At 57.6% G+C, this 22,630-nt stretch carries 24 protein-coding genes; 12 read left to right on the top strand and 12 right to left on the bottom strand.

Features of this window, described 5'->3' with window-relative positions; all coding sequences use genetic code 11:
• Positions 1-58 precede the first annotated feature (58 nt).
• The gene (gene rsmI, locus ABWP81_RS04655; RefSeq protein WP_353139915.1) at positions 59-976 is read right to left on the bottom strand and encodes a 16S rRNA (cytidine(1402)-2'-O)-methyltransferase; all 918 of its coding nucleotides are present in this window, start codon (positions 974-976) and stop codon (positions 59-61) included.
• 12 nt (positions 977-988) lie between these two features.
• On the opposite strand from rsmI, the gene ABWP81_RS04650 reads away from it, so the two are divergent.
• Genes ABWP81_RS04650 through ABWP81_RS04640 form a run of 3 tightly spaced genes read left to right on the top strand, consistent with a single transcriptional unit; the run spans position 989 to position 2,686 of the window.
• Positions 989-1,381 carry a YraN family protein gene (locus ABWP81_RS04650; RefSeq protein ID WP_353139913.1) on the top strand — a complete coding sequence of 131 codons (393 nt, stop codon included), beginning with the start codon at positions 989-991 and terminating at the stop codon, positions 1,379-1,381.
• 16 nt (positions 1,382-1,397) lie between these two features.
• Positions 1,398-1,997 (top strand): phosphoheptose isomerase, encoded by a 600-nt coding sequence (locus tag ABWP81_RS04645; RefSeq protein WP_353134601.1) that lies wholly within the window; start codon positions 1,398-1,400, stop codon positions 1,995-1,997.
• On the top strand, positions 1,994-2,686 hold the full coding sequence (locus tag ABWP81_RS04640; RefSeq protein ID WP_353139911.1) for a BON domain-containing protein: 693 nt from the start codon (positions 1,994-1,996) through the stop codon (positions 2,684-2,686). Before ABWP81_RS04645 ends, ABWP81_RS04640 begins: the two co-directional genes overlap by 4 nt.
• Before the next feature lie 67 nt (positions 2,687-2,753).
• Here ABWP81_RS04640 and ABWP81_RS04635 read toward each other — a convergent pair whose 3' ends face one another.
• The gene (locus tag ABWP81_RS04635; protein WP_353139909.1) at positions 2,754-3,668 is read right to left on the bottom strand and encodes an NAD(P)-dependent oxidoreductase; all 915 of its coding nucleotides are present in this window, start codon (positions 3,666-3,668) and stop codon (positions 2,754-2,756) included.
• 105 nt (positions 3,669-3,773) lie between these two features.
• Here ABWP81_RS04635 and ABWP81_RS04630 point away from each other — a divergent pair, with 105 nt between their 5' ends.
• The gene (locus tag ABWP81_RS04630) at positions 3,774-4,502 is read left to right on the top strand and encodes a YggS family pyridoxal phosphate-dependent enzyme (protein ID WP_353139907.1); all 729 of its coding nucleotides are present in this window, start codon (positions 3,774-3,776) and stop codon (positions 4,500-4,502) included.
• A gap of 12 nt (positions 4,503-4,514) precedes the next feature.
• Here ABWP81_RS04630 and ABWP81_RS04625 read toward each other — a convergent pair whose 3' ends face one another.
• The 5 genes from ABWP81_RS04625 to ABWP81_RS04605 form a co-directional block, all read right to left on the bottom strand.
• Complete coding sequence (locus tag ABWP81_RS04625) at positions 4,515-6,017, bottom strand: FAD-linked oxidase C-terminal domain-containing protein (RefSeq protein WP_353139905.1); 1,503 nt, start codon at positions 6,015-6,017, stop codon at positions 4,515-4,517.
• 123 nt (positions 6,018-6,140) lie between these two features.
• The gene (locus ABWP81_RS04620; protein ID WP_353136915.1) at positions 6,141-7,019 is read right to left on the bottom strand and encodes a LysR substrate-binding domain-containing protein; all 879 of its coding nucleotides are present in this window, start codon (positions 7,017-7,019) and stop codon (positions 6,141-6,143) included.
• On the bottom strand, positions 7,016-7,861 hold the full coding sequence (gene purU / locus ABWP81_RS04615; RefSeq protein WP_353139903.1) for a formyltetrahydrofolate deformylase: 846 nt from the start codon (positions 7,859-7,861) through the stop codon (positions 7,016-7,018). The genes ABWP81_RS04620 and purU overlap by 4 nt, the downstream gene beginning before the upstream one ends.
• Before the next feature lie 73 nt (positions 7,862-7,934).
• Positions 7,935-8,216: a BTH_I0359 family protein gene (locus tag ABWP81_RS04610; protein WP_353136910.1), complete on the bottom strand. Its 282-nt coding sequence runs from the start codon at positions 8,214-8,216 to the stop codon at positions 7,935-7,937.
• A 59-nt stretch (positions 8,217-8,275) separates the two neighbouring features.
• Positions 8,276-9,367 (bottom strand): DUF3108 domain-containing protein, encoded by a 1,092-nt coding sequence (locus tag ABWP81_RS04605; protein ID WP_353139901.1) that lies wholly within the window; start codon positions 9,365-9,367, stop codon positions 8,276-8,278.
• A gap of 11 nt (positions 9,368-9,378) precedes the next feature.
• On the opposite strand from ABWP81_RS04605, the gene ABWP81_RS04600 reads away from it, so the two are divergent.
• Positions 9,379-10,341, top strand: coding sequence for a fumarylacetoacetate hydrolase family protein (locus ABWP81_RS04600; RefSeq protein WP_353139899.1), 963 nt, complete (start codon positions 9,379-9,381; stop codon positions 10,339-10,341).
• On the opposite strand, the gene ABWP81_RS04595 is transcribed toward ABWP81_RS04600, so the two are convergent.
• Together ABWP81_RS04595 and ABWP81_RS04590 are read right to left on the bottom strand one after the other, a co-directional pair.
• A complete protein-coding gene (locus ABWP81_RS04595; protein ID WP_353139897.1) occupies positions 10,334-10,705 on the bottom strand; it encodes a hypothetical protein in 372 nt (123 codons plus the stop codon). The two genes, ABWP81_RS04600 and ABWP81_RS04595, sit on opposite strands and share 8 nt — an antisense overlap.
• A 17-nt stretch (positions 10,706-10,722) precedes the next feature.
• Positions 10,723-11,088, bottom strand: a complete 366-nt coding sequence (locus tag ABWP81_RS04590) for a TraR/DksA family transcriptional regulator (protein WP_353139895.1) — start codon at positions 11,086-11,088, stop codon at positions 10,723-10,725.
• Positions 11,089-11,224: 136 nt separating this feature from the next.
• On the opposite strand from ABWP81_RS04590, the gene ABWP81_RS04585 reads away from it, so the two are divergent.
• The 6 genes from ABWP81_RS04585 (at position 11,225) to ABWP81_RS04560 (ending at position 16,910) form a co-directional block, all read left to right on the top strand.
• A complete protein-coding gene (locus tag ABWP81_RS04585; protein ID WP_353139893.1) occupies positions 11,225-11,581 on the top strand; it encodes a DUF2946 family protein in 357 nt (118 codons plus the stop codon).
• Positions 11,582-11,681: 100 nt separating this feature from the next.
• Positions 11,682-13,781, top strand: coding sequence for a TonB-dependent receptor family protein (locus tag ABWP81_RS04580; RefSeq protein WP_353139891.1), 2,100 nt, complete (start codon positions 11,682-11,684; stop codon positions 13,779-13,781).
• Positions 13,782-13,816: 35 nt separating this feature from the next.
• A complete protein-coding gene (locus ABWP81_RS04575) occupies positions 13,817-14,353 on the top strand; it encodes a YcnI family copper-binding membrane protein (RefSeq protein ID WP_353139889.1) in 537 nt (178 codons plus the stop codon).
• A gap of 15 nt (positions 14,354-14,368) precedes the next feature.
• A complete protein-coding gene (locus tag ABWP81_RS04570) occupies positions 14,369-14,863 on the top strand; it encodes a copper chaperone PCu(A)C (RefSeq protein ID WP_353139887.1) in 495 nt (164 codons plus the stop codon).
• Positions 14,864-14,925: 62 nt separating this feature from the next.
• A complete protein-coding gene (locus ABWP81_RS04565; RefSeq protein WP_353139885.1) occupies positions 14,926-15,633 on the top strand; it encodes a PhaM family polyhydroxyalkanoate granule multifunctional regulatory protein in 708 nt (235 codons plus the stop codon).
• The gene (locus tag ABWP81_RS04560; RefSeq protein WP_353139883.1) at positions 15,630-16,910 is read left to right on the top strand and encodes an FIST signal transduction protein; all 1,281 of its coding nucleotides are present in this window, start codon (positions 15,630-15,632) and stop codon (positions 16,908-16,910) included. The genes ABWP81_RS04565 and ABWP81_RS04560 overlap by 4 nt, the downstream gene beginning before the upstream one ends.
• A 2-nt stretch (positions 16,911-16,912) precedes the next feature.
• Here the strand turns inward: ABWP81_RS04560 and ABWP81_RS04555 are convergent, their stop codons facing one another.
• From ABWP81_RS04555 to queA, 3 genes are read right to left on the bottom strand one after another with little or no spacing between them, the layout of a single operon-like run.
• A complete protein-coding gene (locus ABWP81_RS04555; protein ID WP_353139881.1) occupies positions 16,913-18,079 on the bottom strand; it encodes an ATP-binding protein in 1,167 nt (388 codons plus the stop codon).
• 43 nt (positions 18,080-18,122) lie between these two features.
• A complete protein-coding gene (gene tgt, locus ABWP81_RS04550) occupies positions 18,123-19,313 on the bottom strand; it encodes a tRNA guanosine(34) transglycosylase Tgt (protein ID WP_353139879.1) in 1,191 nt (396 codons plus the stop codon).
• A gap of 10 nt (positions 19,314-19,323) precedes the next feature.
• Complete coding sequence (queA, locus tag ABWP81_RS04545) at positions 19,324-20,409, bottom strand: tRNA preQ1(34) S-adenosylmethionine ribosyltransferase-isomerase QueA (RefSeq protein ID WP_353139877.1); 1,086 nt, start codon at positions 20,407-20,409, stop codon at positions 19,324-19,326.
• 67 nt (positions 20,410-20,476) lie between these two features.
• On the opposite strand from queA, the gene recG reads away from it, so the two are divergent.
• A complete protein-coding gene (gene recG, locus ABWP81_RS04540) occupies positions 20,477-22,627 on the top strand; it encodes an ATP-dependent DNA helicase RecG (protein ID WP_353139875.1) in 2,151 nt (716 codons plus the stop codon).
• Positions 22,628-22,630 lie beyond the last annotated feature (3 nt).

Raw genomic sequence — 22,630 nt, 5'->3', positions numbered from 1 at the left:
TATTGGCCTCCGAAGCCAAGGGTCGTGGGTTCGATCCCCGCCAGCCGCACCAAGCTTCTCAGCCAGCAGAGGCTTGTTTTAATTCCAACGCTCGGTTGTACAAAGCATTTTTAGCTTCGCCACTGATTTCTGCAGCCAATTTTACGGCTGTTTTGAGAGGCAATTCTTGCATCAATATTTTTAGCAAGCGGTCATTGTCTGAGCTCTCAGCAAGCACCTGAGTTTGCGCGTGCACCACCAAAGCAAACTCGCCACGCGTGCGCTGTGCATTGCCTGAGAGCCAAGCGCTCAAATCCTTGGCGGGTACTGTGGCAATTTCTTCAAATTGTTTGGTCAATTCACGGCCCACAGTGACTGGCCGATCACCCAAAATACCCAATGCCGCAGCCAATGCTTCGATGCGATGCGGGGCCTCTAGCAGTACTTGGGTGCGTGGCTCTTGGTTTAGCAACTCAACGGCATGACCACGCTCTGTGGCTTTGGACGACAAGAAACCAACAAAAATAAAACCTGATGAATCGTGTCCGGGCGTACCACATGCGCTCAAAAGCGAAGTTACGCTGCTTGCTCCGGGCAAGGGAATAACACGCAAACCCGCACTTTGCACCTGCCATGCCAAGCGAGCACCGGGGTCGCTGACGGCGGGAGTGCCTGCGTCGCTCACATACGCTACACGTTGGCCCGATTGCAAGCGGCGTATGACTTCTTCGGAGGCTTCGGCCTCGTTGTGTTGGTGCAACGCCAGCCAGTGCGAGGCCGATTTGTCGATTCCGTAGGCACGCAGCAAAGTTTGTGAGTGGCGCGTGTCTTCACAAGCCACTGTGTCGCAAAGACTCAGCACATGCAGCGCACGCAAGCTGATGTCGGCCAAGTTGCCAATCGGCGTGGCCACAACATACAGCGTACCTGTGGGGTGGTTTTGGGCAGCAGCGGCAGCGTGCGCTGCTGTCAAAGCGGAGTCAAAGTTAACGTTCATCGAGGAGATGTTGTGAACAAACCTGAAGGTCTAGGGCAAGAGCACTTGCTATCAACCACCAAGCAAAAAGGGGATGCGGCTGAGGACCGCGCATTGCGACATTTACAAAAACAAGGCTTGAAACTGGCGCAGCGCAATTATCGGACGCCTGGGCGAGGTGGCGGTGAAATAGATTTAATCATGCTGGATGTGGATGGCACGCTGGTTTTTGTGGAGGTGCGAAACCGTTCGAGCAGCAAGCATGGCGGGGCTTTTGCCAGCGTGACGTTTGTGAAACAACGACGCATTGTGTTTGCGGCGCAGCACTATTTGTTGAAACTGCGCCAAGTGCCCCCGTGTCGGTTTGATGTCATCGCCATTGATGACGAAAATTTGCAATGGTTCAAAGCTGCTTTTGATGCTTAAAGGTATCATTGACGACATGCTTGAGCAACGAATTGAACAACACTTCATCGACTCTGCCGACCTGAAATACCAGGCCGCGCAAGTCTTGTCCAAACCCATCGCAGCCGCAGTGTCGGCCGTGCTGGCCAGCGTCACCAGTGGTGGCAAGGTACTGGCGTGCGGCAATGGCGGATCAGCCGCAGACGCGCAGCATTTTGCTGCCGAATTTGTGGGCCGCTTTGAGCGTGAGCGCCCCGAGTTGGGCGCCATCGCGCTAACCACCGACACCTCCATCATCACCGCCATCGCCAACGATTACAGCTTCGAACAAATTTTCTCAAAACAAGTGCGCGCGCTTGGCCAGTCGGGCGATGTGCTGTTGGCCATCACCACCAGCGGCAGCTCGCCCAACGTATTGGCCGCCATTCAAGCCGCGCATGAACGCGATATGACAGTCGTAGCCCTCACAGGCAAAGGCGGCGGCAAGATGAACCAAGCCTTGCGCGAGACCGATGTGCACATTTGTGTGCCGCACGACCGCACCGCCCGTATTCAAGAAGTGCACTTGCTGGCCATCCATTGCATTTGCGATGGCGTGGACGCGCAGTTGCTCGGTGATACAGAAAGTAAAGAATGAACATTTTTAGCAAATCCACAGCTTCGTTGCTCTCAACCTTGGTCATGTGCTTGGGGCTCGCCTCATGTGCTGCACCCTTGCTTTTTGGCGGTGTCATTGGCGGTGCAATGGTGGCCAGCGATCGTCGTACAACTGGCATTCAGCTTGAAGATGAAAGCATTGAACAACGCAGCGCCACAGCTATGCGAGAAAACTTTGGGACTAAAGAGCACATCAACATCACCAGCTACAACCGTCAAGTGTTGATCACTGGAGAGGTGTCTAGCGATAACGTGCGTCGACAGGTGGAATCCTTGGTTGGCCGCGTAGAAAATGTGCGAGCGGTGGTGAACGAACTCGCCATTGGGCAAGCGTCTAGCACCAGTGACCGTGCAAGCGATGTGCTGGTGGTCGCCAAAGTCAAGGCATCCATGGTGGACACCGAAGACGTGTTTGCCAACGTGTTCAAAGTGGTGAGCGAACGCGGCACTGTTTATTTGATGGGTCGTGTGACCCAAAACGAAGCCAAGCGAGCCACCGATGTGGTGCGGGGTATCGGGGGTGTGAAACGTGTGGTGCGCGTGTTTGAGTTCCTTACTGAAGACGAGCTACGTGCCATGCAGCCTAAGCGCAGCAGCTCAGAATCGGTCAACCTCAATGCACCTACACCGGCGAATCCGCAGCAGCCTGTTGTGACGCCAATCAAGTAAGCGTCATCAGCGAAAAAACAAAGCCCCGCCAGCTTGCGCTGCGGGGCTTTTTTGTGGACGTGCAGGTTTATCGTAAACGCTTGATCAAGCTCGACGTGTCCCAACGCTTGCCGCCCATGTCTTGCACGTCGCCGTAGAACTTGTCCACCATCTGCGTCACGGGCAACACCGCGCCATTGCGCTTGGCTTCGTCAAACACCAAGCCCAAATCTTTGCGCATCCAATCCACGGCAAAGCCGAAATCAAACTTATCAGCCACCATGGTCTTGCCGCGGTTGTCCATCTGCCAGCTTTGTGCCGCGCCTTTGCCAATCACATCCAGCACCAGATTCATGTCCAAGCCCGCTTTTTGGCCAAAGGCAATGGCTTCGCTCAGGCCTTGCACCAAGCCGGCGATACAGATTTGGTTCACCATCTTGGTCAGCTGGCCCGCACCTGGCTCGCCCATGAGGGTGAAGGCGCGAGAGAACGCCATGGCCACCGGCTTGACTAGCTCAAACACTGGCGCTTCGCCACCGCACATCACGGTCAGCAACCCGTTTTGTGCGCCGCCTTGGCCGCCTGACACGGGAGCGTCAATAAAGTGGATGCCCAAGTTTTTGGCTGCTGCATAAATTTCACGAGCCACGTCGGCTGAGGCGGTGGTGTGGTCGACCAACACGGTGCCTGGCGCCATGCCAGCCAACATACCGTCGGCACCGAACACCACCGAGCGCAAATCGTTGTCATTGCCCACGCAACAAAACACAATGCTCGCGCCCTTGGCGGCTTCGCGTGGGGTCAGTGCGCTCTTGGGTGCTTTGCTGGCTGCAAACTCTTTCACCCAAGCTTCGGCTTTGGCGGGTGAGCGGTTGTACACCGTCACAGCGTGGCCTGCAGTGGCCAAGTGGCCAGCCATGGGGTAGCCCATCACGCCCATGCCGATGAAGGCAACGTGAGCAGAAGCGGCGGGTTCGTAGGTTTTGGCGTTGATGCTGGACATGGTTGTTTCCGTGTTGGGTAGAACTGCGCTGCATCATAGGGGCACAGACTAAGCTGCGCATGTCGCAAAGGTAACGCCCCAGTAGCCTTGTTAAAGTAGCCCCACATGAGTACCCCTGAACACGATTTAAGCAACATCTTGCGCGACAACCTTCTCGCAGTTCAAGCCCGCGTCGCTTCGGCTTGTGTGGCCAGTGGCCGAGTCGCTGGATGCGTGCAATTACTAGCCGTGTCCAAAACCTTCAGCGCCGACGATGTACGCCAAGTCGCCGCGTGTGGCCAACACGACTTTGGCGAAAACTACATCCAAGAAGGCGTGGACAAAATCATTGCCTCGCAAGACAGCCAGCCTGCGCTGGTGTGGCACTGCATCGGCCCTATGCAGAGCAACAAAACCAAACTCGTGGCTGAGCACTTCGATTGGGCACACACGGTAGACCGCCTCAAAATCGCGCAGCGCCTGAGTGACCAACGCCCCGCACATCTAGCGCCGCTGAACGTGTGTTTGCAAGTCAACATAGACGGCGGCGAAACCAAATCAGGCATTGCCTCCGCCGACGTGCTGGCGCTGGCTGCAGAAGTAGCCAGGTTGCCCCGCTTGGTGTTGCGCGGCCTCATGACCATCCCCGACCCTGTGAACGGCTTTGACGCCCAAGTGGCTGTGCATGCCAAAACGCGCGCCTTGTTTGATGACGTGAAAGCCGCCTTGAACCTGCCGCATTTCGACACCTTGTCGATGGGCATGACCGGCGACCTAGAAGCCGCCGTGCATGCGGGTAGCACGATGGTGCGAGTGGGGACGGCTATCTTTGGTGGGCGAGCTTACCCCGTTTAAATCCGGGGCAAATTAAAACCGAGGCAAATCCGGGTGCTTGATCTTCCCCGCGCGTACCAGCATCCTGCCGTATTCGGCACAGCGGTGCAGGGTGGGAATGACCTTGCCGGGGTTGAGTAAGCCCTTGCTGTCAAAGGCGCGCTTGACGCCAAACATCTGTTCGTTTTCTTCGGCACTGAACTGCACGCACATGCTGTTCACCTTCTCAATGCCTACGCCGTGCTCGCCGGTCACCGTGCCACCCATGGCGACGCTGGTTTCTAAAATCTCAGCGCCAAACTGCTCGCAGCGGTGCATTTGGTCGGGGTCGTTTGCATCAAACAAAATCAGCGGATGCAGATTGCCGTCGCCTGCGTGGAAAACGTTCAAGCAGCGCAGTTGGTACTTTTTTTCCATCTCGCTGATGGCTTGCAAAATGTCGGCCAAACGCTTACGCGGAATGGTGCTGTCCATGCACATGTAGTCGGGGCTGATGCGGCCTGAGGCGGGAAACGCGTTTTTGCGACCGCTCCAAAACTTCAGGCGTTGCGCTTCGTCGCGGCTAACCGTGATGGCGGTGGCGCCGCAGTTGCGCAGCACATCGCTCATGCGGCCAATTTCTTCTTCTACTTCTTCGGGTGTGCCGTCGCTCTCGCAAAGCAAAATAGCGGCGGCGCTCAGGTCGTAGTCGGCGTGAACAAAGTCTTCCACGGCGGCGGTCATGGGGCCGTCCATCATCTCTAGGCCGGCGGGAATGATGCCTGCGGCAATCACCGCAGCCACTGCGTCGCCAGCTTTGCGAATATCGTCAAAGCTGGCCATGATGCAACGAGCCAACTGTGGTTTGGGCACGAGCTTGACGGTCACTTCGGTGGTCACCGCCAACATACCTTCGCTGCCCACCACCACGGGTAACAGGTCGAGGCCTGGCGTATCAAGCGCATCGCCGCCAAACTCAATCGGCTCGCCCTCAATGGTGAAGCCTTTCACCTTGAGCACGTTGTGTACGGTGAGACCGTATTTCAAGCAGTGCACGCCACCCGAGTTCTCGGCCACGTTGCCGCCGATGGTGCAAGCGATTTGGCTAGAGGGGTCGGGCGCGTAGTACAGACCGAATTGCGACACCGCTTCGCTGATAGCGAGGTTGCGCACGCCGCACTGCACCACCGCAGTTCGCGCAAAAGGGTCGATGTTGAGAATTTGGTTGAACTTGGCCAACGACAGCGTCACACCCATGGTGTGCGGCATCGCACCACCCGACAGGCCCGTGCCTGCGCCGCGTGCGACCACGGGGACATCAAGCGCGTAACAAGTTTTGAGCACCGCTTGCACCTGATCCACTGTCTCGGGCAGGGCCACACACATGGGGCGAGCGCGGTAAGCGGTCAGGCCATCGCACTCGTAAGGCACCGTGTCCTCAAGGGTGTAGAGCAGGGCGTGCTGTGGCAGCACTTGCAGCAAGGCTCGCACCACTAGAGCTTGGCGCTCAGCGCGGGCAAGGGTGTTTTGCAGGTCGGAGTTGAGTGGAGCGTTCATGCATTGCACTTTACGGCAAAACTGTGGATGAGCGCGTGAAGAAAGTTACAGCAAGGATTGAAATGGTTTTGTACACCGGCCCCGCCCATTCACAGCGAGAGAGCCTGCAACTACAAACAAAGCTTAAGGAACAGCCTTCTTCAACCAATCCGCAAACGCCGCGCACTCCCATCGGTCCATCGCCCCCGTCCGCCAACACAGGTAATGCCCATGCGGGCTAGGCACTTGACGCGGGAAAATGCGCACCAGCGTGCCGTTTTCTAGCCATGGAGCGCCCAGCTTCAGGCGCACTAGGCCCACGCCTAAACCTTGCGCTGCCGCGTCGCACATCAAGCCAATGTCGTTGAAGCTGCTGCCGTCAATCGGTTCGGGCCAGTCTTGGTCGTGCGCTGCAAACCAAGTGCGCCAAGGCTCCAATGGGCTGCGCAACAGGGTGGCATCGGTCAAATCTTCAGGCGCGTCAAACGGTCCGTGCTCGCGAATGTAGGCGGGTGAGGCCATGGGCGTCACGTCGTCTTTCATGAGGCAGATGTGCTCTACATCCGCATAGCGGCCCGTGCCAAAGCGGATGGTCAGGTCAGCGTCTTCTGCTACCACGTCTAAAAGCGGAATACTCACCTGAAGGGTGATGTCGATCTCGGGGTAAGCGTCGGCAAATTGGCGCAGACGCGGCATCAGGATAGAGCGTGCAAATGTGGGCGTGACGGCCAAACGCAGTTTGCGTTTGCCGGGTGTGGCGCTGCCGTCTTTGCCGGGAAACCGCTCGAGGATGGCCAAGCCTTCGCGCACATGCGCTAGGTATTCGCTGCCTTCGGTGGTGAGCGAAAAATCAGCGCGGCCAAAAAGCTTGACACCCAACAGTTGTTCCAACTGCTTCACGCGGTGGCTGACCGCGCTGGGGGTGACGCATTGTTCTTCAGCAGCTTGTGTGACCGAGCGCAAACGCGCCAAGGCCTCAAACGTCAGCAAACACTGAATGGGCGGAATGCGGCTGGCGCTCATTTAAAAATCACGGTCTTGTGGCCGTTCAGCAGCACGCGGTGTTCGCTGTGCCATTTGACGGCGCGGGCCAGCACTTGGCTTTCGGTGTCACGGCCTTGGGCGGTGAAGTCTTCCACCGTTTTGCTGTGGTCCACGCGGGCTACGTCTTGCTCGATGATGGGGCCTTCGTCCAAGTCGGCGGTCACGTAATGGGCCGTTGCACCAATCAGCTTGACGCCACGGTCATGCGCTTGGTAGTACGGTTTCGCACCCTTGAAGCTGGGCAAGAAGCTGTGGTGAATGTTGATGGCGCGGCCTGACAATTTTTTGCACAAATCGTCGCTCAAAATTTGCATGTAGCGGGCCAGCACCACCAACTCGGCACCTTCGGCCTCGATGACCTCAAACGCTTTGGCTTCGGCTTGAGCCTTGGTTGTCGCCGTCACGGGAATGTGGTGAAACGGCACGTTGTAGCTGGCCGCCAGTTGGTAGAACTCGCGGTGGTTGCTGACGATGGCGCGAATGTCCAAAGGCAGCAGGCCGCTTTTCACGCGAAACAGCAAGTCGTTTAAGCAATGGCCTTCTTTGCTGACCATCAACACCGTGCGCATGGGCTGGGTGGTGTCGTGCAGCGACCACTTCATGCCGAAGCTGTCGGCAAAGGTGGCGAGTTGCGTCCGCAACGTGTCTTGGCCTACCGCATCGCACGCAAATTGAACGCGCATGAAGAACAAGCCCGTGGCATGGTCGTTGTACTGAGCGGCTTCTTCAATGTTGCCTTTGCGCTCCAGCAAAAAGCCAGACACGGCGTGCACGATGCCTTGTCGGTCAGGACAAGACAAATTAAGGATGTAGGCAGTCATGGGTGCGATTGTAGGTAAGACTGGGCATGAAAAAGGGCGCCGAAGCGCCCTAGGTATCGTGCAGGTCGTAGGCTTAGTGGACCACCACGGGGTTTTGGGCCAGCACGGCATAGCCCGCCAAGGTGTCTTCTACCTCTTCTTGGCTGGGGGCGTTTTCTTGCCAAGCGCGCAAATGCGCTTGAAACTGCTCGGCCCAAGAGCCTTCAAGGTAAATCTCTTTGCCTGAGCGCTTGTCCACAATCTCAAAGCCGTGGCGGGCCAGGGCGGGCACGTCGGGACGGATAAAGACTAACGCATCGTCTTGCACTTGTAAGTGCATCACCGAGTACGTGTCGGAGTTGTAGAGCATGTCCATGGGAATCTTTCGGCGAAAAACGAATTGCATCTAAGCATATCGGATTCAAAAGCCCTAATTCAAGAGCTGGGTTTTTCGGCCTTGCTTAATAGTTGGTCAACAAAGTCGCCGTTGGCGTTGGTGATGCGCAACCGCACGGGCAAGTAGCCCAAAGTAGGCGCAAACCAAAGCTCTATGTGCTGATCAAAATCGCGGCGCGGCTTGCGGTTGAGCTTGATGGCATTGATCTCGCCAAAAGGCAGCTGCAGCAGTTCATCTTTTTCCACCAAGAACTGCCAGACTTCGGCTTCACGCTGCGACACGGTTTGAAAAGACAGCATCGTGCCTGCAGGAAAACGTGTGGGGTCGGCTGCCAACAGGCTGCTGATCTGAAGCACCACACTCAAACGGTCTTGCGCCCCTGTGAGCAGCGGGGCATTGGGAGAGTTGGCGCTGAAGCTGATGATGCCTTTGTCGCGCTGAAAGTGAGCCGCCAATTCGTTGCGGCTTTTGTCACCAAAGCGGGTGGGCATGAGGCCCTCCGGGCCCAAGCTGCCTTTGCTCACCTGCACGCGTGAGCCCAGCAAAAACGCACTCACTTCTAGCCGCGCCTCGTAGGTCTTGCCGTCCTGATGCCAGTTGAGCTCAGCAGAAGCCCAGTAGTTCAACCCCTTGGCTTGGCCCTCAACCTTGTATTTCAGCAGGGCTGAATCAGGTGCGATAAAACTAGTGACTTCGGTCAAACCTTCGGTACCCGCGCGTTTGAAGGGCGGCAAGTCAACCGCTTCTGCGCTACGTACTGGCAGAGACAAAGGGGCGGCTAAGTCATGGCCGAAGTCGTCAAACTTCAAAGGCTTGCCGCTTTCGCTGGCCATGCTGGGCGCTTCGGTGTTCTGAGTGGGGGCAGGCTTGGCAATCGGCGGCGTTTTGGTTGTAGGCACTTGCGCAGCGCGAGGCGAAGCCACCTCGATCTGCCTGGTCAGCATGGCCTTTGGGTGTAGCGGCTCGCCAGGCGCAGGGTTGAACCACAGGGGCGAGCCGGTCAAAAGCCACAAGTGCAGCACCAGCACGCCGGCCACCAACAACACCGCATGCTTGCGCTGCAAATGCGGCGGGCTTGAAGGGCTAAAGGGCAGGGCACGGGCGTGCATGGCGGGGCATCGTTCTTTCATAGAATCGTGGCATGAAATTAGCCACATACAAAGACGGTACACGCGACGGCCAACTGGTGGTTGTGTCGCGTGACCTGAGCACCGCGCATTATGCGACGGGCATCGCCAACCGCATGCAGCAAGCTTTAGACGACTGGGGCTTCATGGCCCCACAGTTGCAAGACTTGTATGACACCCTCAACCATGGCAAACCGCGCCATGCTTTTCCGTTTGACCCCACCTTGTGCATGGCCCCGCTGCCCCGCGCCTACCAGCGCCTGACGGGCACGGCCTACGCTAGCCACGCCGCCTTGTTGGGTGAGGGCGACGGCGACTTAGCGGTGCACCAAGCCGCCAGCGATGCATTGCTAGGCGCGCACGACCATCTGGTGTGTGCCAATGAAAACTTAGGCGTGGACTTTTCGGCAGAAATCGCTGTCATCACGGGCGACGTGCCCCTGGGTGCATCGGCCGACGACGCGCTAGAGAGCATTCGCTTGGTCATGCTGTCCAACGCCATCACCCTGCGCCACGCCTGGCACAGCGTGCAAAGCCAAGCCGCTGCATCATTCAGCCCCGTGGCTGTGACGCTGGACGAATTGAGTGACGCGTGGGATAACGGCAGCGTGCACTTGACCGTACAAGTGACATGGAACGGCCGCAAAGTCGGTATGTGCGATGCAGGCACTGATATGACGCATCACTTTGGCCAAATCGTGGCGCACGCCAGCAAAACACGCGCACTGCTTGCGGGTACGGTGGTCAGTAGCGGCACAGTCAGCAATGCAGGCTTTGAGCAAAACGGCAAAACTGAATGGCCCAAAGGCTACAGCTGCATTGCCGAAAAACGCGCCATGGAAACCGCGCTCGATGGCAAAGCCACCACCGACTTCATGCAGTTTGCCGACACCGTGCGCATCGAAGCCAAAGGCAAAGATGGCCAAAGCGTGTTTGGCGCGATTGATCAAGAACTAGCTTCGCTGACCCTTATTTGACGAGTGCGGGGTCAGCGCCCATGTTGTCAAACTTCTTGAAGTACTGGCGCGCCATGGCCACCACTTGTGCATCGGTGGGGTGATCGCTGGACACGCTGTCCACCACGTTCACATGGGTGTGGTGTTGTTTGCACCAATCGCGAAACTCGTCGCGCGCCAAGCCTGGCCCCGTCACCAACACTTCGTGCGTGCCTTCCAAGGCCTTGGCAATGTCGGCATACAGGTGCGCAACTTCATTGGGCTTGCCTTGGTGTTTGTGGTGGCAGCGTGATTTGACGCGTTGGCTTTCCACGTGCTCGCGGTCAAACATCAACACGTGGGCTTCTTTGTGGTCCATCCAAACAACGGCGTGAAAAGTGGTCATGTGATTTTCTTTCTCTCTTAGTGGTGGTTGTGTTCGGTTTTCTCTTGGCAGCCAATGCAGCGGGCCGCTTCGGGTGCTGCGTTCAGGCGTGCTTCGGGAATCGTGGCATCGCAGTCGGTGCAGTGGCCGTAAGTGCCCGCGTGAACGCGAGCCAAAGCTTCATCGATCGCGGCTAGTTTGGCGGTTTCGTGTTCGTTGATGGCGAACTCCAAGTCGCGTGCTGTGTTGACTTGCGCGTCTGAATCTTCGTTGTGTGCGAAGTGCTCTGCAGCCACTTCGGCGCGGCTGGTGATGCCACCGCGTTGCTGTGCAATTTGTGCCAACAAGTCGGCGCGTTGGTGCTCAAGCTTTTGCTTGAAGGCGGTGGCGTGTTGTGTATGCATAGCAATTCCCTTTTTTATGGACTTCATCTTGCGCCTGCACGGACACGCTGTAGTTGATGGATATCAACAAAACCCTGCTTGACGGGGCATGAACAGAGGGTTTGATCTGTTTTTGACTTCCGACATAATTCTCTTTATGCAACAGCTACGCAACACCATCCAAATCACCCGCCTTGTGCTGGTGTGGTTTGCGTTGTCTGTGGGCGTGGCCATTGCCTCACCCGTGCTCAACCCCGCGGGCATGGACATGGTGTGCACCGGCACCGGCACGATGAAACTGGTGCTGCAGGACGAAGACGATGTGGCCGCTTCCAGCCTCACGCTGGATTGCCCCTTGTGCGCGTCCATCAGCGCACCGCCGCCCGCGCTCAACAACGCGTTGACGCAACCTTCCCCTCTGGCTCATGCCCTGCAGCCCGTGGCTTCAGCGCACATTGCGGCCCTCACTGCACCCCCGCTCCCATCGCGTGGGCCGCCTGCACTTTCCCTCTGATCGTTAAAGCGGGCGTGCGGTCATGTGCCGCCGCCTATTTAGTTGGCTTTGTGTTGCGCGTTTGCGCATCGCAAGCCAACGAGGTTTTAGGAAAAGTTAAATGCAAAAAAACTCACCCATTTACTGGGGCCAAGTGTGGGTCATCTCTCTGATCATGGCCTTCGCTGGGACTGCATTGGCGCAGTCATCAGAAGGCAAAGGATTTGGCACCGTGGTGATCACGGCAAAGCCCAATTCTTTGACCCAGGACTCTATCGAGAGTGCCAAAGAAATCGTTAAAACCATTCCCGGCGGTGCGTCCATCGTGGATTTGAACCACGTACGCGAAGGCCGCCAATCAACCTGGAGCGACAGCTTGGGTTTGGCTCCTGGCGTTTTCATTCAAGATCGGTTTGGCTCCGAAGAGGCACGTTTGGCCATCCGTGGTTCAGGCTTAAGCCGGACGTATCACGGGTTTGGCACCAAAGTGATGCAAGACGGTGTGCCCATCAACTACGCCGACGGCATGTTTGACATGCAAACACTTGACCCCAATGCCTCACGCTATGTCGAAGTGTTGCGCGGTCCAAACGCCACCACCTATGGCGCAACCACGCTGGGTGGCGCCATCAACTTTGTGGCTCCCACGGGTTATACAAGTCCTTCGTTTGTGGGCAAGGCTGAAGCGGGTAGCTTTGGGTACAACAAAGTTTTTGGCAGCACCGCTGGCGTTGCCAAGCCCACCCAGGTGGGTGGAAATGTTTGGGACTACTACGTGGCAGGATCGCAAACCAAGCAAGATGGTTTTCGTCAACACGCTGAAATGGAAAACCAAAAGTTGTTGGCTAACTTTGGCGTGAAAGTGAGCCGCAATGTGGAGTCACGTTTTTATGTGGCTGCAGTTCGTAGTCGCACGCAGTTGCCGGGCTATTTGACAATTGCGCAGTTGGAATCAACACCCAACATCCGCAACTCTGGCGCAGCCTACGTCAATGACAACAACCAGCGCCGTGACATTGATTCACAACGCGTGGCAAATAAAACAACGGTGCGTGACGGTAACAATGTGTATGAGTTTGCCGCCTACGCCATGAATTACAACCTCCGGCATCCGATTGCCTTCGGCATCATTCAGCAAAATGTGGACACACAGGGCGGGCATCTCAAGCTCACCAATATATCCGGCGCAAACCAAGTGACGGTCGCCTATCTGCCAAGTTCAGGAACAACCAAAGGCACGTCACATGCTGCCAATGCAAGTGGTTTGGTGACTGGCAATCCGACCTCAGATTATTCGCAAAAGTCTACAAACCACTCCTTTTTTGTAGAGGATAAATACCGCATCTCTGACAAGACAACGTTGGTCGGCGCATTGCAATACGACAAAGCGAATCGCAAAGTTTCTGATGTGGTTGCTGCATCCAACAACTACGACCACGACTTTAGTCAATGGAGCCCCCGAGTTGGCGTGACGCATGGCTTAACGCCCAAGAATCAAGTTTTTGCCAGTGTGAGCCGCAACTTTGAAGCGCCCATCCATGGTTTGGCAGGTGCCACTTCATTGGCTAACAAAGCTCAAAGCGGGACAACGTTTGAAGTGGGCACACGCGGCGAGGCAGTAGATGGCAGCAGCCAATTTGGTTGGGATGCAACCTACTATCGCGCTAACTTGAGGAACGAGTTTTTGAGCGCGTGTGTTGTCCCTGGTTGCTCACCCGCACCAACAACCAATGTGCCTAAATCGATGCATCAAGGCATTGAGCTGGGCTTGAGTCATTTGTATGCCCGTCAAATCGACAGCCGCATGGCATTGCTTTATGGCGACTTTAAATTTGTGGACAACTCCGCCTATGGCAACAACCAGCTACCAGGTTTCCCTCCCATCATTGTTCGTGCCGAAAGCCTCTATCGCTTCGGGGCAGAAGTCAACGGTAAGCCAAGCTTCTATGCAGGACCAAAAATTGAATGGGTTCCACGCAAAGCATCAATGGATAACACCAACAGCGTTTACCGCGATGGTTACACCTTGGTTGGTTTCAAAGCGGGTCAAGCCATTGACAAAAAATGGTCTTGGTTTGCCGACGCCCGTAACGTGACTAACAAAAAATACGCGGCTGACAGCAGCATCTCTGCCAACTTGGCTGGCGTTAACACAGCGGCGATGTATTACCCAGGTGATGGCCGCGCCATTTACTTCGGCATCGAGGCCAAGATCGACTAACTTCAACCCTGAAACGATTGACGAAACATTTCCCTATGAAAAAACAAATCAAACTCTTTTTGCTCAGTGCGGCTTTTCTTCCGTTGGCGCAAGCACACATCGTCTTGTCCGAGCCCAAAGCCATCGCTGCAAGCTATTACAAAGCCACGTTGCGCGTGGGCCACGGCTGCAGCGGTTCAGCCACCACAGGACTGATCGTGCAAATACCCTCAGGTTTTCAAGGCGCCAAGCCCCAGCCCAAAACAGGCTGGACACTCACCTCGCGCAAGGCCAAACTTGCCACGCCCTACAACAGCCACGGCACAACTGTGACCGACGATGTGGTGGAGTTGCGCTGGATCGCGGCCAGCAAAGACACCGCACTGCCAGACGAGCAATTTGACGAGTTCGCCTTCATGGGCCGTTTGCCCGACCAAGCGGGCCCACTCTGGGTGAAGGTGTTGCAGACCTGCGAGAGCGGTCAAAATGACTGGTCAGATATTCCTGCCAGCGGCACATCCACCCGTGGCTTGAAATCACCCGCCGCTTTGCTTGATGTGCAAAGCGCCCCCAAACACGACCATCACCATTAATCCCAAGGAGCACATATGAAATTTTCAAAACACCTCATCGCCGCTGCGCTCACCACCGTGTGTGCTGTTAGCGCGTTTGCACAAAACGTCACCGTGACCGACGCTTGGGCACGCGCCACCGTGCAGGGCCAAAAGGCCACGGGCGCGTTTATGAAGATCACTGCCAAAGACAATGCCAAACTGGTGGGCGTGAGCAGCCCCGTGGCGGGCGTGGCCGAGATTCACGAAATGAAAATGGAAAAAGACATCATGAAGATGGCCGCTTTGCCCAACGGCCTCGACCTGCCCGCAGGCAAAGCCGTTGAGCTCAAGCCCGGCGGCTACCACTTGATGTTGATGGACTTGAAGGCCCCATTGGCCAAAGACACCACTGTGCCAGTGACGTTGACGTTCCAAGACGCCAAAGGCGTGAAGTCGAATGTGGAGCTGAAAGTGAAAGTGGGCATGCAAGCGCCCATGATGCAGCAGCAAAAACAGATGGATCACAACCACGGCGATCACAAGCATTGATCTGTCAGCCTGCTGTGGGCCGGGGTTTGGTTTAATGCGACTTATACACACAGGAGACAGACATGACCGACTCAGCCGGCTTTGATTTCACCAAGTTCGTTCCGGGCTTTGATTTTTTAAAAAACCTCACACCCGGAGGAGGCGCCACAACGTCTGCCGCGCCCGGCTGGGTGGCGCCCACGCTAGATCCCGAAGAACTTGAAAAGCGTATTCAAGAACTTAAAACAGTGCAGTTCTGGCTAGAGCAAAACAGCAAGGCCGTGGGTGCCACCATTCAAGCCCTTGAGGTGCAGCGCATGACCCTCAACACCTTGAAGGGCATGAACATGAGCTTCAACGACTTGGCCGATTCGCTCAAGGCCAAGCCGCAGGCGGCAGCACCTGCTGAGCCAGCAAGACCCAAGTATTCGTTCACGCAAGCAGCGCCTGTGCAGGCCGAGCCAGAGGTGGAAGCCGAAGTGGCGCATGAGGCTGAGCCCGAAGCACCCAAGGCCAGCAAATCACGCAGCAAAAAAGCTGCAACCACAGGGGTTGATCCTGCGCATTGGTGGGGCGCGTTGACCGACCAGTTTCAGCACATCGCCACACATGCCATGAACGACATGACGCACCGTGCAAAGGCGCATGCGGCTGCCGAAGCAGCCAAGCCGGCGGCCAAAAAACCTGTGGCAAAAGCCGCACCGCGCAAAACCGCAGCCAAAGCCCCCACAGCCAAAACTTCGGCAGCCAAAAAGCCAGCGGCTCGCAAGACAGCCGCCCGCAAGAGATGAAACTCTTCCCCTACGGCCACGCCACCCACCCGCAGTGGGAGATGGCCGCCGGCCTGGTGCTGGCGCAGTTGCGTGCCCATATGGCGCTGCCCGATTACGCGGATACGCCGCACCTCGGGCTGCTCTACATCACCGACCACTACGCCACGCATGCGCAAGACATCTTGTCTCACCTCAGCTCCGAGCTGCCTGAGGTTACCGACTGGGCCGGCACCGTGGGCGTGGGTATTGCGGCCAACAACGTGGAGTACTTTGACGAGCCCGCGCTCAGTGTGATGCTGTGCGACATAGCACCTGAACATTACCGCGTGTTCAGCGGTGTGGCTCCGTTGGCGCAAGCGGGTATTGGTTCTAAACGTGGCAGCAGTTTTGTGCCGCACACGGCGCTGTTACACGCTGCCGCCAACACACCCGACGTGCCCGAGCTGATTGCCGAGCTGGCCCAACGCACGGCCAGTGGCTATGTGTTCGGCGGCCTCTCTGCCAGCCGAACGGATGTGGTGCAGTTTGCGCTCAGTGGTGACGGCAATATCGCGGGGCAGGGCAAAGCCACGGGCGTGTTTCATGGCGGCTTGAGCGGCGTTGCATTTGATGCCCATGTGGCCATGGTGTCGCGCGTAACGCAAGGCTGCTTGCCAGTGGCCAAGGTGCACATCATCACCAGCGCGGACAACAACGTGGTGCTGACCTTGGACAACGAACCCGCACTTCATGTGATGGAGCGCGACTTGCAAATCAGCCTCGCCGACAAGCAACCCGCCATTGCCAAAGTGCGCGCCACATTGGTGGGCTTGTCGGCCGAGCATGACCCCACCATCAAGCGCACTGGCGAGTTTGATGATGCGGTGCTGGTGCGTCACATCATCGGCATCGACCCTGCACGCGAAGCGGTGGCCGTGGCGCAACCCGTAGAGGCGGGCATGCGTCTGACGTTTTGCCAACGCAATGCAGGGGCTGCACGTGCTGACCTGACACGCATCTGCGCCGAAATTCGCGAGGCCTTAGAACCCGAAGAAATGACCGCCGATTTGGCCGGCGCTTTGAACGCCGACACCCACACCAACCCGCACCCAGCACGCCGCATGGCGGGCGCTATTTATGTGAGCTGCGCAGGTCGAGGTGGGCCACATTTTGGCGGCCCCAGTGCCGAGCTGCAAATCGTGCGTCGTGCCTTGGGTGATGTCCCCTTGGTGGGCTTCTTTGCGGGTGGCGAAATTGCCCACCAAGAGCTGCATGGCTACACCGGCGTGCTGACGGTGTTCACCACCGAGGCTTAAGCTCAGTTTTTTTGCTGCAACATGCGGCAAATGGCAGCTAGCGACGTGGTGTGAATGTCGTTTCCTAGCGGATAGCTTTCTTGACCGGGGTACACCACCCATTTATGAGTCGGATTGATGTCATTGCAAGCGCTGTGGAACCCACGTTCTACTTTGGGACTTGTGCTGCGCTTGATCTCAATCGCCCACAGTTCTGAGTTGGGCCAAGAAAGCAACAAATCAATCTCAGCTCCCGCGCTGGTTCGGTAGAAGTAGCCAGTGACAGATGGGGGCACACAAGCCAAGATGTTTTCGATACAAAAACCTTCCCAGCTTGCGCCGACAACCATGTGTGAAAGCAGTTCCTCTAAGGTTTCAATTCCCAATAGCGCATTTACCAATCCGCTGTCTCGAACATAAACTTTGGGCGCTTTGACCAAGCGCTTGCTGATGTTGGTATGCCAAGGTTGGAGGCGGCGAACGAGTAGCAAGTCGCACATCAGGTCTATGTAGCTATGCGCCGTTTTTGCATCAACTCCTAAGTTGCGTGCGAGCTGAGCCACATTCAGCAGGCCACTTTGGTGGTGAGCCAGCATGGTCCAAAAACGGCGAAGCATTTCGGCAGAAATGCGGGGTCCAAACTGCGGGATGTCGCGTTCTAAATAAGTACGAATGAAGTTTTCGCGCCATCGAAGGCTGCGTGCATCGGAGTTGGCATTCAGGCTCTCAGGAAACCCGCCTCTCATCCACAACTGGTTGGCGTTTTCAGCAGAGGCTTCAAGGATGTTGAAAGGGCCTAATTCCAAATAGGCGATACGGCCAGCCAGTGTCTCGCCCGATTGCTGCAGCACGTCCAGTGAGGCAGAGCCCAGCAACAGATAGCGCCCTGCGGCATCGCCGGAGCGACGTGCTTTGTCTATCAATCCACGCAGCACTGGAAAGAGCCCGGGGGCACGGTGCACCTCGTCAAGGATGACCAATTTGTCGAGATGTGTTTCTAGATAAGCTTCGGCTTGTGCAAGCTTGCCGCGATCGCGCTCGGATTCAAGGTCGAGATAAACATGAGGAGTTTTTTTTGCAACCGCAAGCGCTAACGTGGTTTTACCCACCTGCCTAGGCCCGAGCAAGGCGACAGCGGGGGAGTGACGTAATTCTTCGCTTAAGAGGTGGCTGAGTTGGCGGTTTATCATCCTTGCAATTATGGATCGTAATTCCATGATTTGCAAGGTTAATTTAAACCCCGCGTGCGCGGTCTTCTTTGAACTTGGCGCGAAACGCGCCAAACTGACCCACGTCCAAAGCCTCGCGCACTTCGCGCATGAGGTTGAGGTAGTAATGCAGGTTGTGCACGGTGGTCAGCATGGGGCCTAGCATTTCGCCGCAGCGGTCGAGGTGGTGCAAATACGCGCGGCTAAAGCCGCCGCTGGTAGTGCCGTCAAGCCGTGTGTGGCCCGCGCAGGTGTAGCAGGTGCAGGTGCTGTCGAGCGGGCCGTGGTCTGCCTTGTGGCGTGCGTTACGGATTTTCAAATCGCCAAAGCGGGTGAACAGTGTGCCGTTGCGCGCATTGCGGGTGGGCATGACGCAGTCAAACATGTCCACGCCATCGGCCACACCCTGCACCAAGTCTTCGGGGGTGCCCACGCCCATCAGGTAGCGCGGCTTGTGCTCGGGCAAGCGGTGGGGCGTGTGGGCCATGATCTCTAGCATTTCGGCTTTGGGCTCCCCCACGCTGACGCCGCCCACGGCGTAGCCGGGGAAGTTCATGTCCACCAGCGCGTCCAGCGACTCTTGGCGCAAGTTGGGGAACATGCCGCCTTGCACGATGCCAAACAAGGCGTTGGGGTTCTCCAGACGTGCGAACTCTTCCTTGCTGCGCACGGCCCAGCGGCGGCTCATCTCCATTGACTTGCGGGCTTCCGCCTCCGTGGTCAGGTGGCCTTTGGTTTCATACGGGGTGCACTCATCCAACTGCATGGCGATGTCGCTGTTGAGCGTGGTTTGAATTTGCATGCTCACCTCGGGTGACATGAACAGCTTGTCGCCGTTCACGGGCGAGGCAAACGTCACCCCCTCTTCGGTGATCTTGCGCATCGCACCCAGCGACCACACCTGAAAGCCGCCACTGTCGGTAAGGATGGGTTTGTTCCAACGCTCAAAGTCGTGCAGACCGCCAAAGCTTTGCATCACCTCCGTGCCGGGGCGCATCCACAAATGAAAGGTGTTGCCCAAGATGATTTGCGCGCCCATTTCTTCGAGGCTGCGCGGCATCACACCCTTGACCGTGCCATACGTGCCCACTGGCATGAAGATGGGCGTTTGCACCACGCCGTGGTTGAGCGTGAGCGTGCCGCGGCGGGCGTGGCTGCCCGCGTAGTTGCCGTCTGCGGCAGGGGTGTCTTTGGCGAGAATGTCAAACTTCAACATGGTCGGTCTTTCAAGCAGATTTTTTCTCCAACAGCATGGCGTCGCCGTAGCTGAAGAATCGGTATTGGTGGGCAATGGCGTGGCGGTACAACGCGTGCATGTGCTCAAAGCCTGCAAACGCGCTGACCAACATGAGCAAGGTGCTCTTGGGCAAGTGGAAGTTGGTGATCAGCACATCCACCACCTTGAATTCAAAGCCCGGCGTGATGAAGATTTGCGTGTCGCCACTCGTCAGTCCACTTTGCGCCCAGCTCTCCAGCGTGCGCACGCTGGTCGTGCCCACCGCCACCACGCGACCACCACGAGCGCGGCAGTCGGCAATTGCTTGGATGGTTTCGGGGGGGATGTTGTACCACTCGCTGTGCATGCGGTGCTCAGACAGGTCCTCGGTCTTGACCGGCTGAAACGTGCCCGCGCCCACATGCAGTGTGACGCTGGCGCGTGACACGCCTTGGGCCTCCAGCCCTTGCAGCACGCCTTCGTCAAAGTGCAGCGCGGCGGTGGGCGCAGCGGCTGCGCCTGGGTGCTTGGCAAACACGGTTTGGTAACGACGCTCGTCCTCGGCTTTGTCGGCTTCGGTTTCATGTTGCGCGTTAGCCGTGTTTTGGTGGCGCTCAATGTAAGGCGGCAGCGGCATGTGGCCGTGCTGCTGCATCAAGGTGTGCGGCTCGTCGCTGAACTTGAAGCGAAACAGTTGACCGTCTTCGTTAGGCCAGCGCCCCAGCAGCGTGGCCGTGAATCCGCCTTTATATTGGCCACCGCTCATCAATAGCTCGGTGCCCACGGGCGGCTTTTTGCTTACCTTCATGTGGGCTACCACTTCGTGGTTGGTTAGCACGCGTTCCACCAAGAGCTCCAACTTGCCGCCGGTTGGCTTCTCGCCAAACAAACGTGCCTTCACCACTTGGGTGTCGTTGAACACCAGCAAGTCTCCGGCTTTCAGCAGGGTAGGGAGGTCTTTGAACGTGTGATTGGCAAACTCAGCCTGGCGGCCATCCAGCAATCGTGAGGCGCTGCGTTCAGAGGCGGGGTGCTGGGCAATCAGAGACTCAGGCAGTTCGAAATCAAAATCGCTGAGCGTGTAGGTGTGTGACATGCGCTTGAGGGCCGGACAGGCCCGTTCCAAGTTGAAGGAGATCAAATGACAGAGGCACAATTGTCCCATGACTCGCGCCAAGCCACCCGTGAAGCCTGAAGCTAAAACGGACAACAAACCCCTCTCCGCCCCGCAAAAAGCGTTGCGCAAGCTTGGGTTGGACCGCGACATTGATTTGGCGCTGCACCTGCCGCTGCGCTACGAAGACGAGACGCGCATCGTGCGGCTGGCCGACACGCGCGAGGGCGATATGGCGCAGATCGAAGCGACGGTGGTGTCGTGTGAAATCACCTACAAACCCCGCCGCCAATTGTTGGTTGTGGTGGACGACGGTTCTGACACGTGCACGCTGCGCTTTTTCAGCTTTTACCCATCCCAACAAAAAGCGCTGGCCGTGGGCAACCACTTGCGTTTGCGCGGTGAGGTGAAGGGCGGATTTATGGGCCGCACCATGATGCACCCCAGCTTTCACATGGCGGGCGGCGAGCTGCCCAATGCGCTTACGCCTGTGTACCCCACGTCGGCAGGTTTGCCGCAGGTGTATTTGCGCAAGGCGGTGCACAGCGGGCTGGTGCATGCAGCGCGGCATGGCGCGTTTATCGAGACCATTCCACCCGACCACATGCCGCGCTCGGCCATGAGTGCTGGCGCAAAGGCTTGGGGTCTGGAGCAGTCGTTGCATTTTCTGCACCACCCTGCCGCCGATGTGTCGTTGGCGCAGCTGGAAGACCGCACGCACCCTGCATGGCAGCGGCTGAAAGCCGAAGAGTTGCTGGCGCAGCAGCTGTCGCAATTGCAATCTAAGCGGGCGCGTGACGAACTGCGTGCGCCGGCGTTGGTGCTGAAAAAAGGCGGTCTGCACGAGCAGCTATTGGGCGTGCTGCCTTTTGGCTTGACGGGCGCACAGCGCCGCGTGGGCGAAGAGATTGCGCTGGACCTGATGCGCCAAGTGCCCATGCACCGGTTGCTCCAGGGTGATGTGGGCTCAGGCAAAACGGTGGTGGCGGCACTGGCTGGCGCTGTGGCCATGGACGGCGGCTGGCAGTGTGCGCTGATGGCCCCCACCGAGATTTTGGCCGAGCAACACTTTCGCAAGCTCATTGGCTGGCTAGAGCCCTTGCTCACGCCGCTAGGCAAGCGCGTGGCGTGGCTGACGGGTAGTCAAAAGAAAAAGGAACGCACCGAAATGTTGGGGCTGATTGCCAGCGGCGAGGCGGCCTTGGTGGTGGGCACGCATGCGGTGATTCAGGAGCAGGTGGTCTTCAAAAACCTAGCACTCGCCATCATCGACGAGCAACACCGCTTTGGTGTGGCGCAGCGCTTGGCGTTGCGCGAGAAGATGCTCACCCACGACGGCATGCCAGAGCAAGAGCCGCACATGCTGATGATGAGCGCCACGCCCATCCCTCGCACCTTGGCGATGAGCTATTACGCGGACTTGGATGTGTCCACGCTCGATGAGTTGCCGCCGGGCCGCACGCCGGTGGTGACCAAGCTGGTGTCGGAGTCGCGGCGAGATGAGTTGATTGAACGCATCCGCCACCAGTTGGAGGAAGGGCGTCAGGTGTATTGGGTGTGCCCGCTGATTGAGGAGAGCGAAGCGCTCGACCTGACCAATGCCACCGAAACCCATGCCTTGCTCCTGGAGGCGCTCAACCCGCCGGGTGCAACGCCTGTGCTGGTGGGCCTGCTGCATTCGCGCATGCCGCCAGCCGACAAAAAAGCAGTGATGGCCCAGTTTGAAAGCGGGGCGATGGGTGTGCTGGTCAGCACCACCGTGATTGAGGTGGGCGTGGATGTGCCCAACGCATCGCTGATGGTGATTGAGCATGCCGAGCGCTTTGGACTGAGCCAGTTGCACCAGTTGCGCGGACGTGTCGGGCGCGGAGCGGCGGCATCGGCCTGCGTGTTGATGTACGCCACGGGAGAGAGTGGGCGCGTGAGCGAGACAGCGCGTGAGCGATTGCGTGCGATGGTGGAAACCTCGGACGGTTTTGAGATTGCACGGCGTGACTTAGAAATTCGCGGCCCGGGTGAATTTTTGGGCGCTCGCCAATCAGGCGCTGCGCTGCTGCGCTTTGCCGATTTGGCAGAAGACGGCGAGTTGCTGCAATGGGCCCGAGAATTGGCCCCGTTGATGCTGGACATGCACCCCGAATTGGCCGAGCGGCATGTGAGTCGCTGGTTGGGTGGAAAATCAGACTTCTTGAAGGCTTAAAAA

Source organism: Limnohabitans sp. (genome assembly GCF_040401135.1).
GTDB lineage: Bacteria > Pseudomonadota > Gammaproteobacteria > Burkholderiales > Burkholderiaceae_C > Limnohabitans.
Note: the sequence above shows the minus strand (reverse complement) of the source record. Positions and strands in the feature narration are given on the sequence as shown.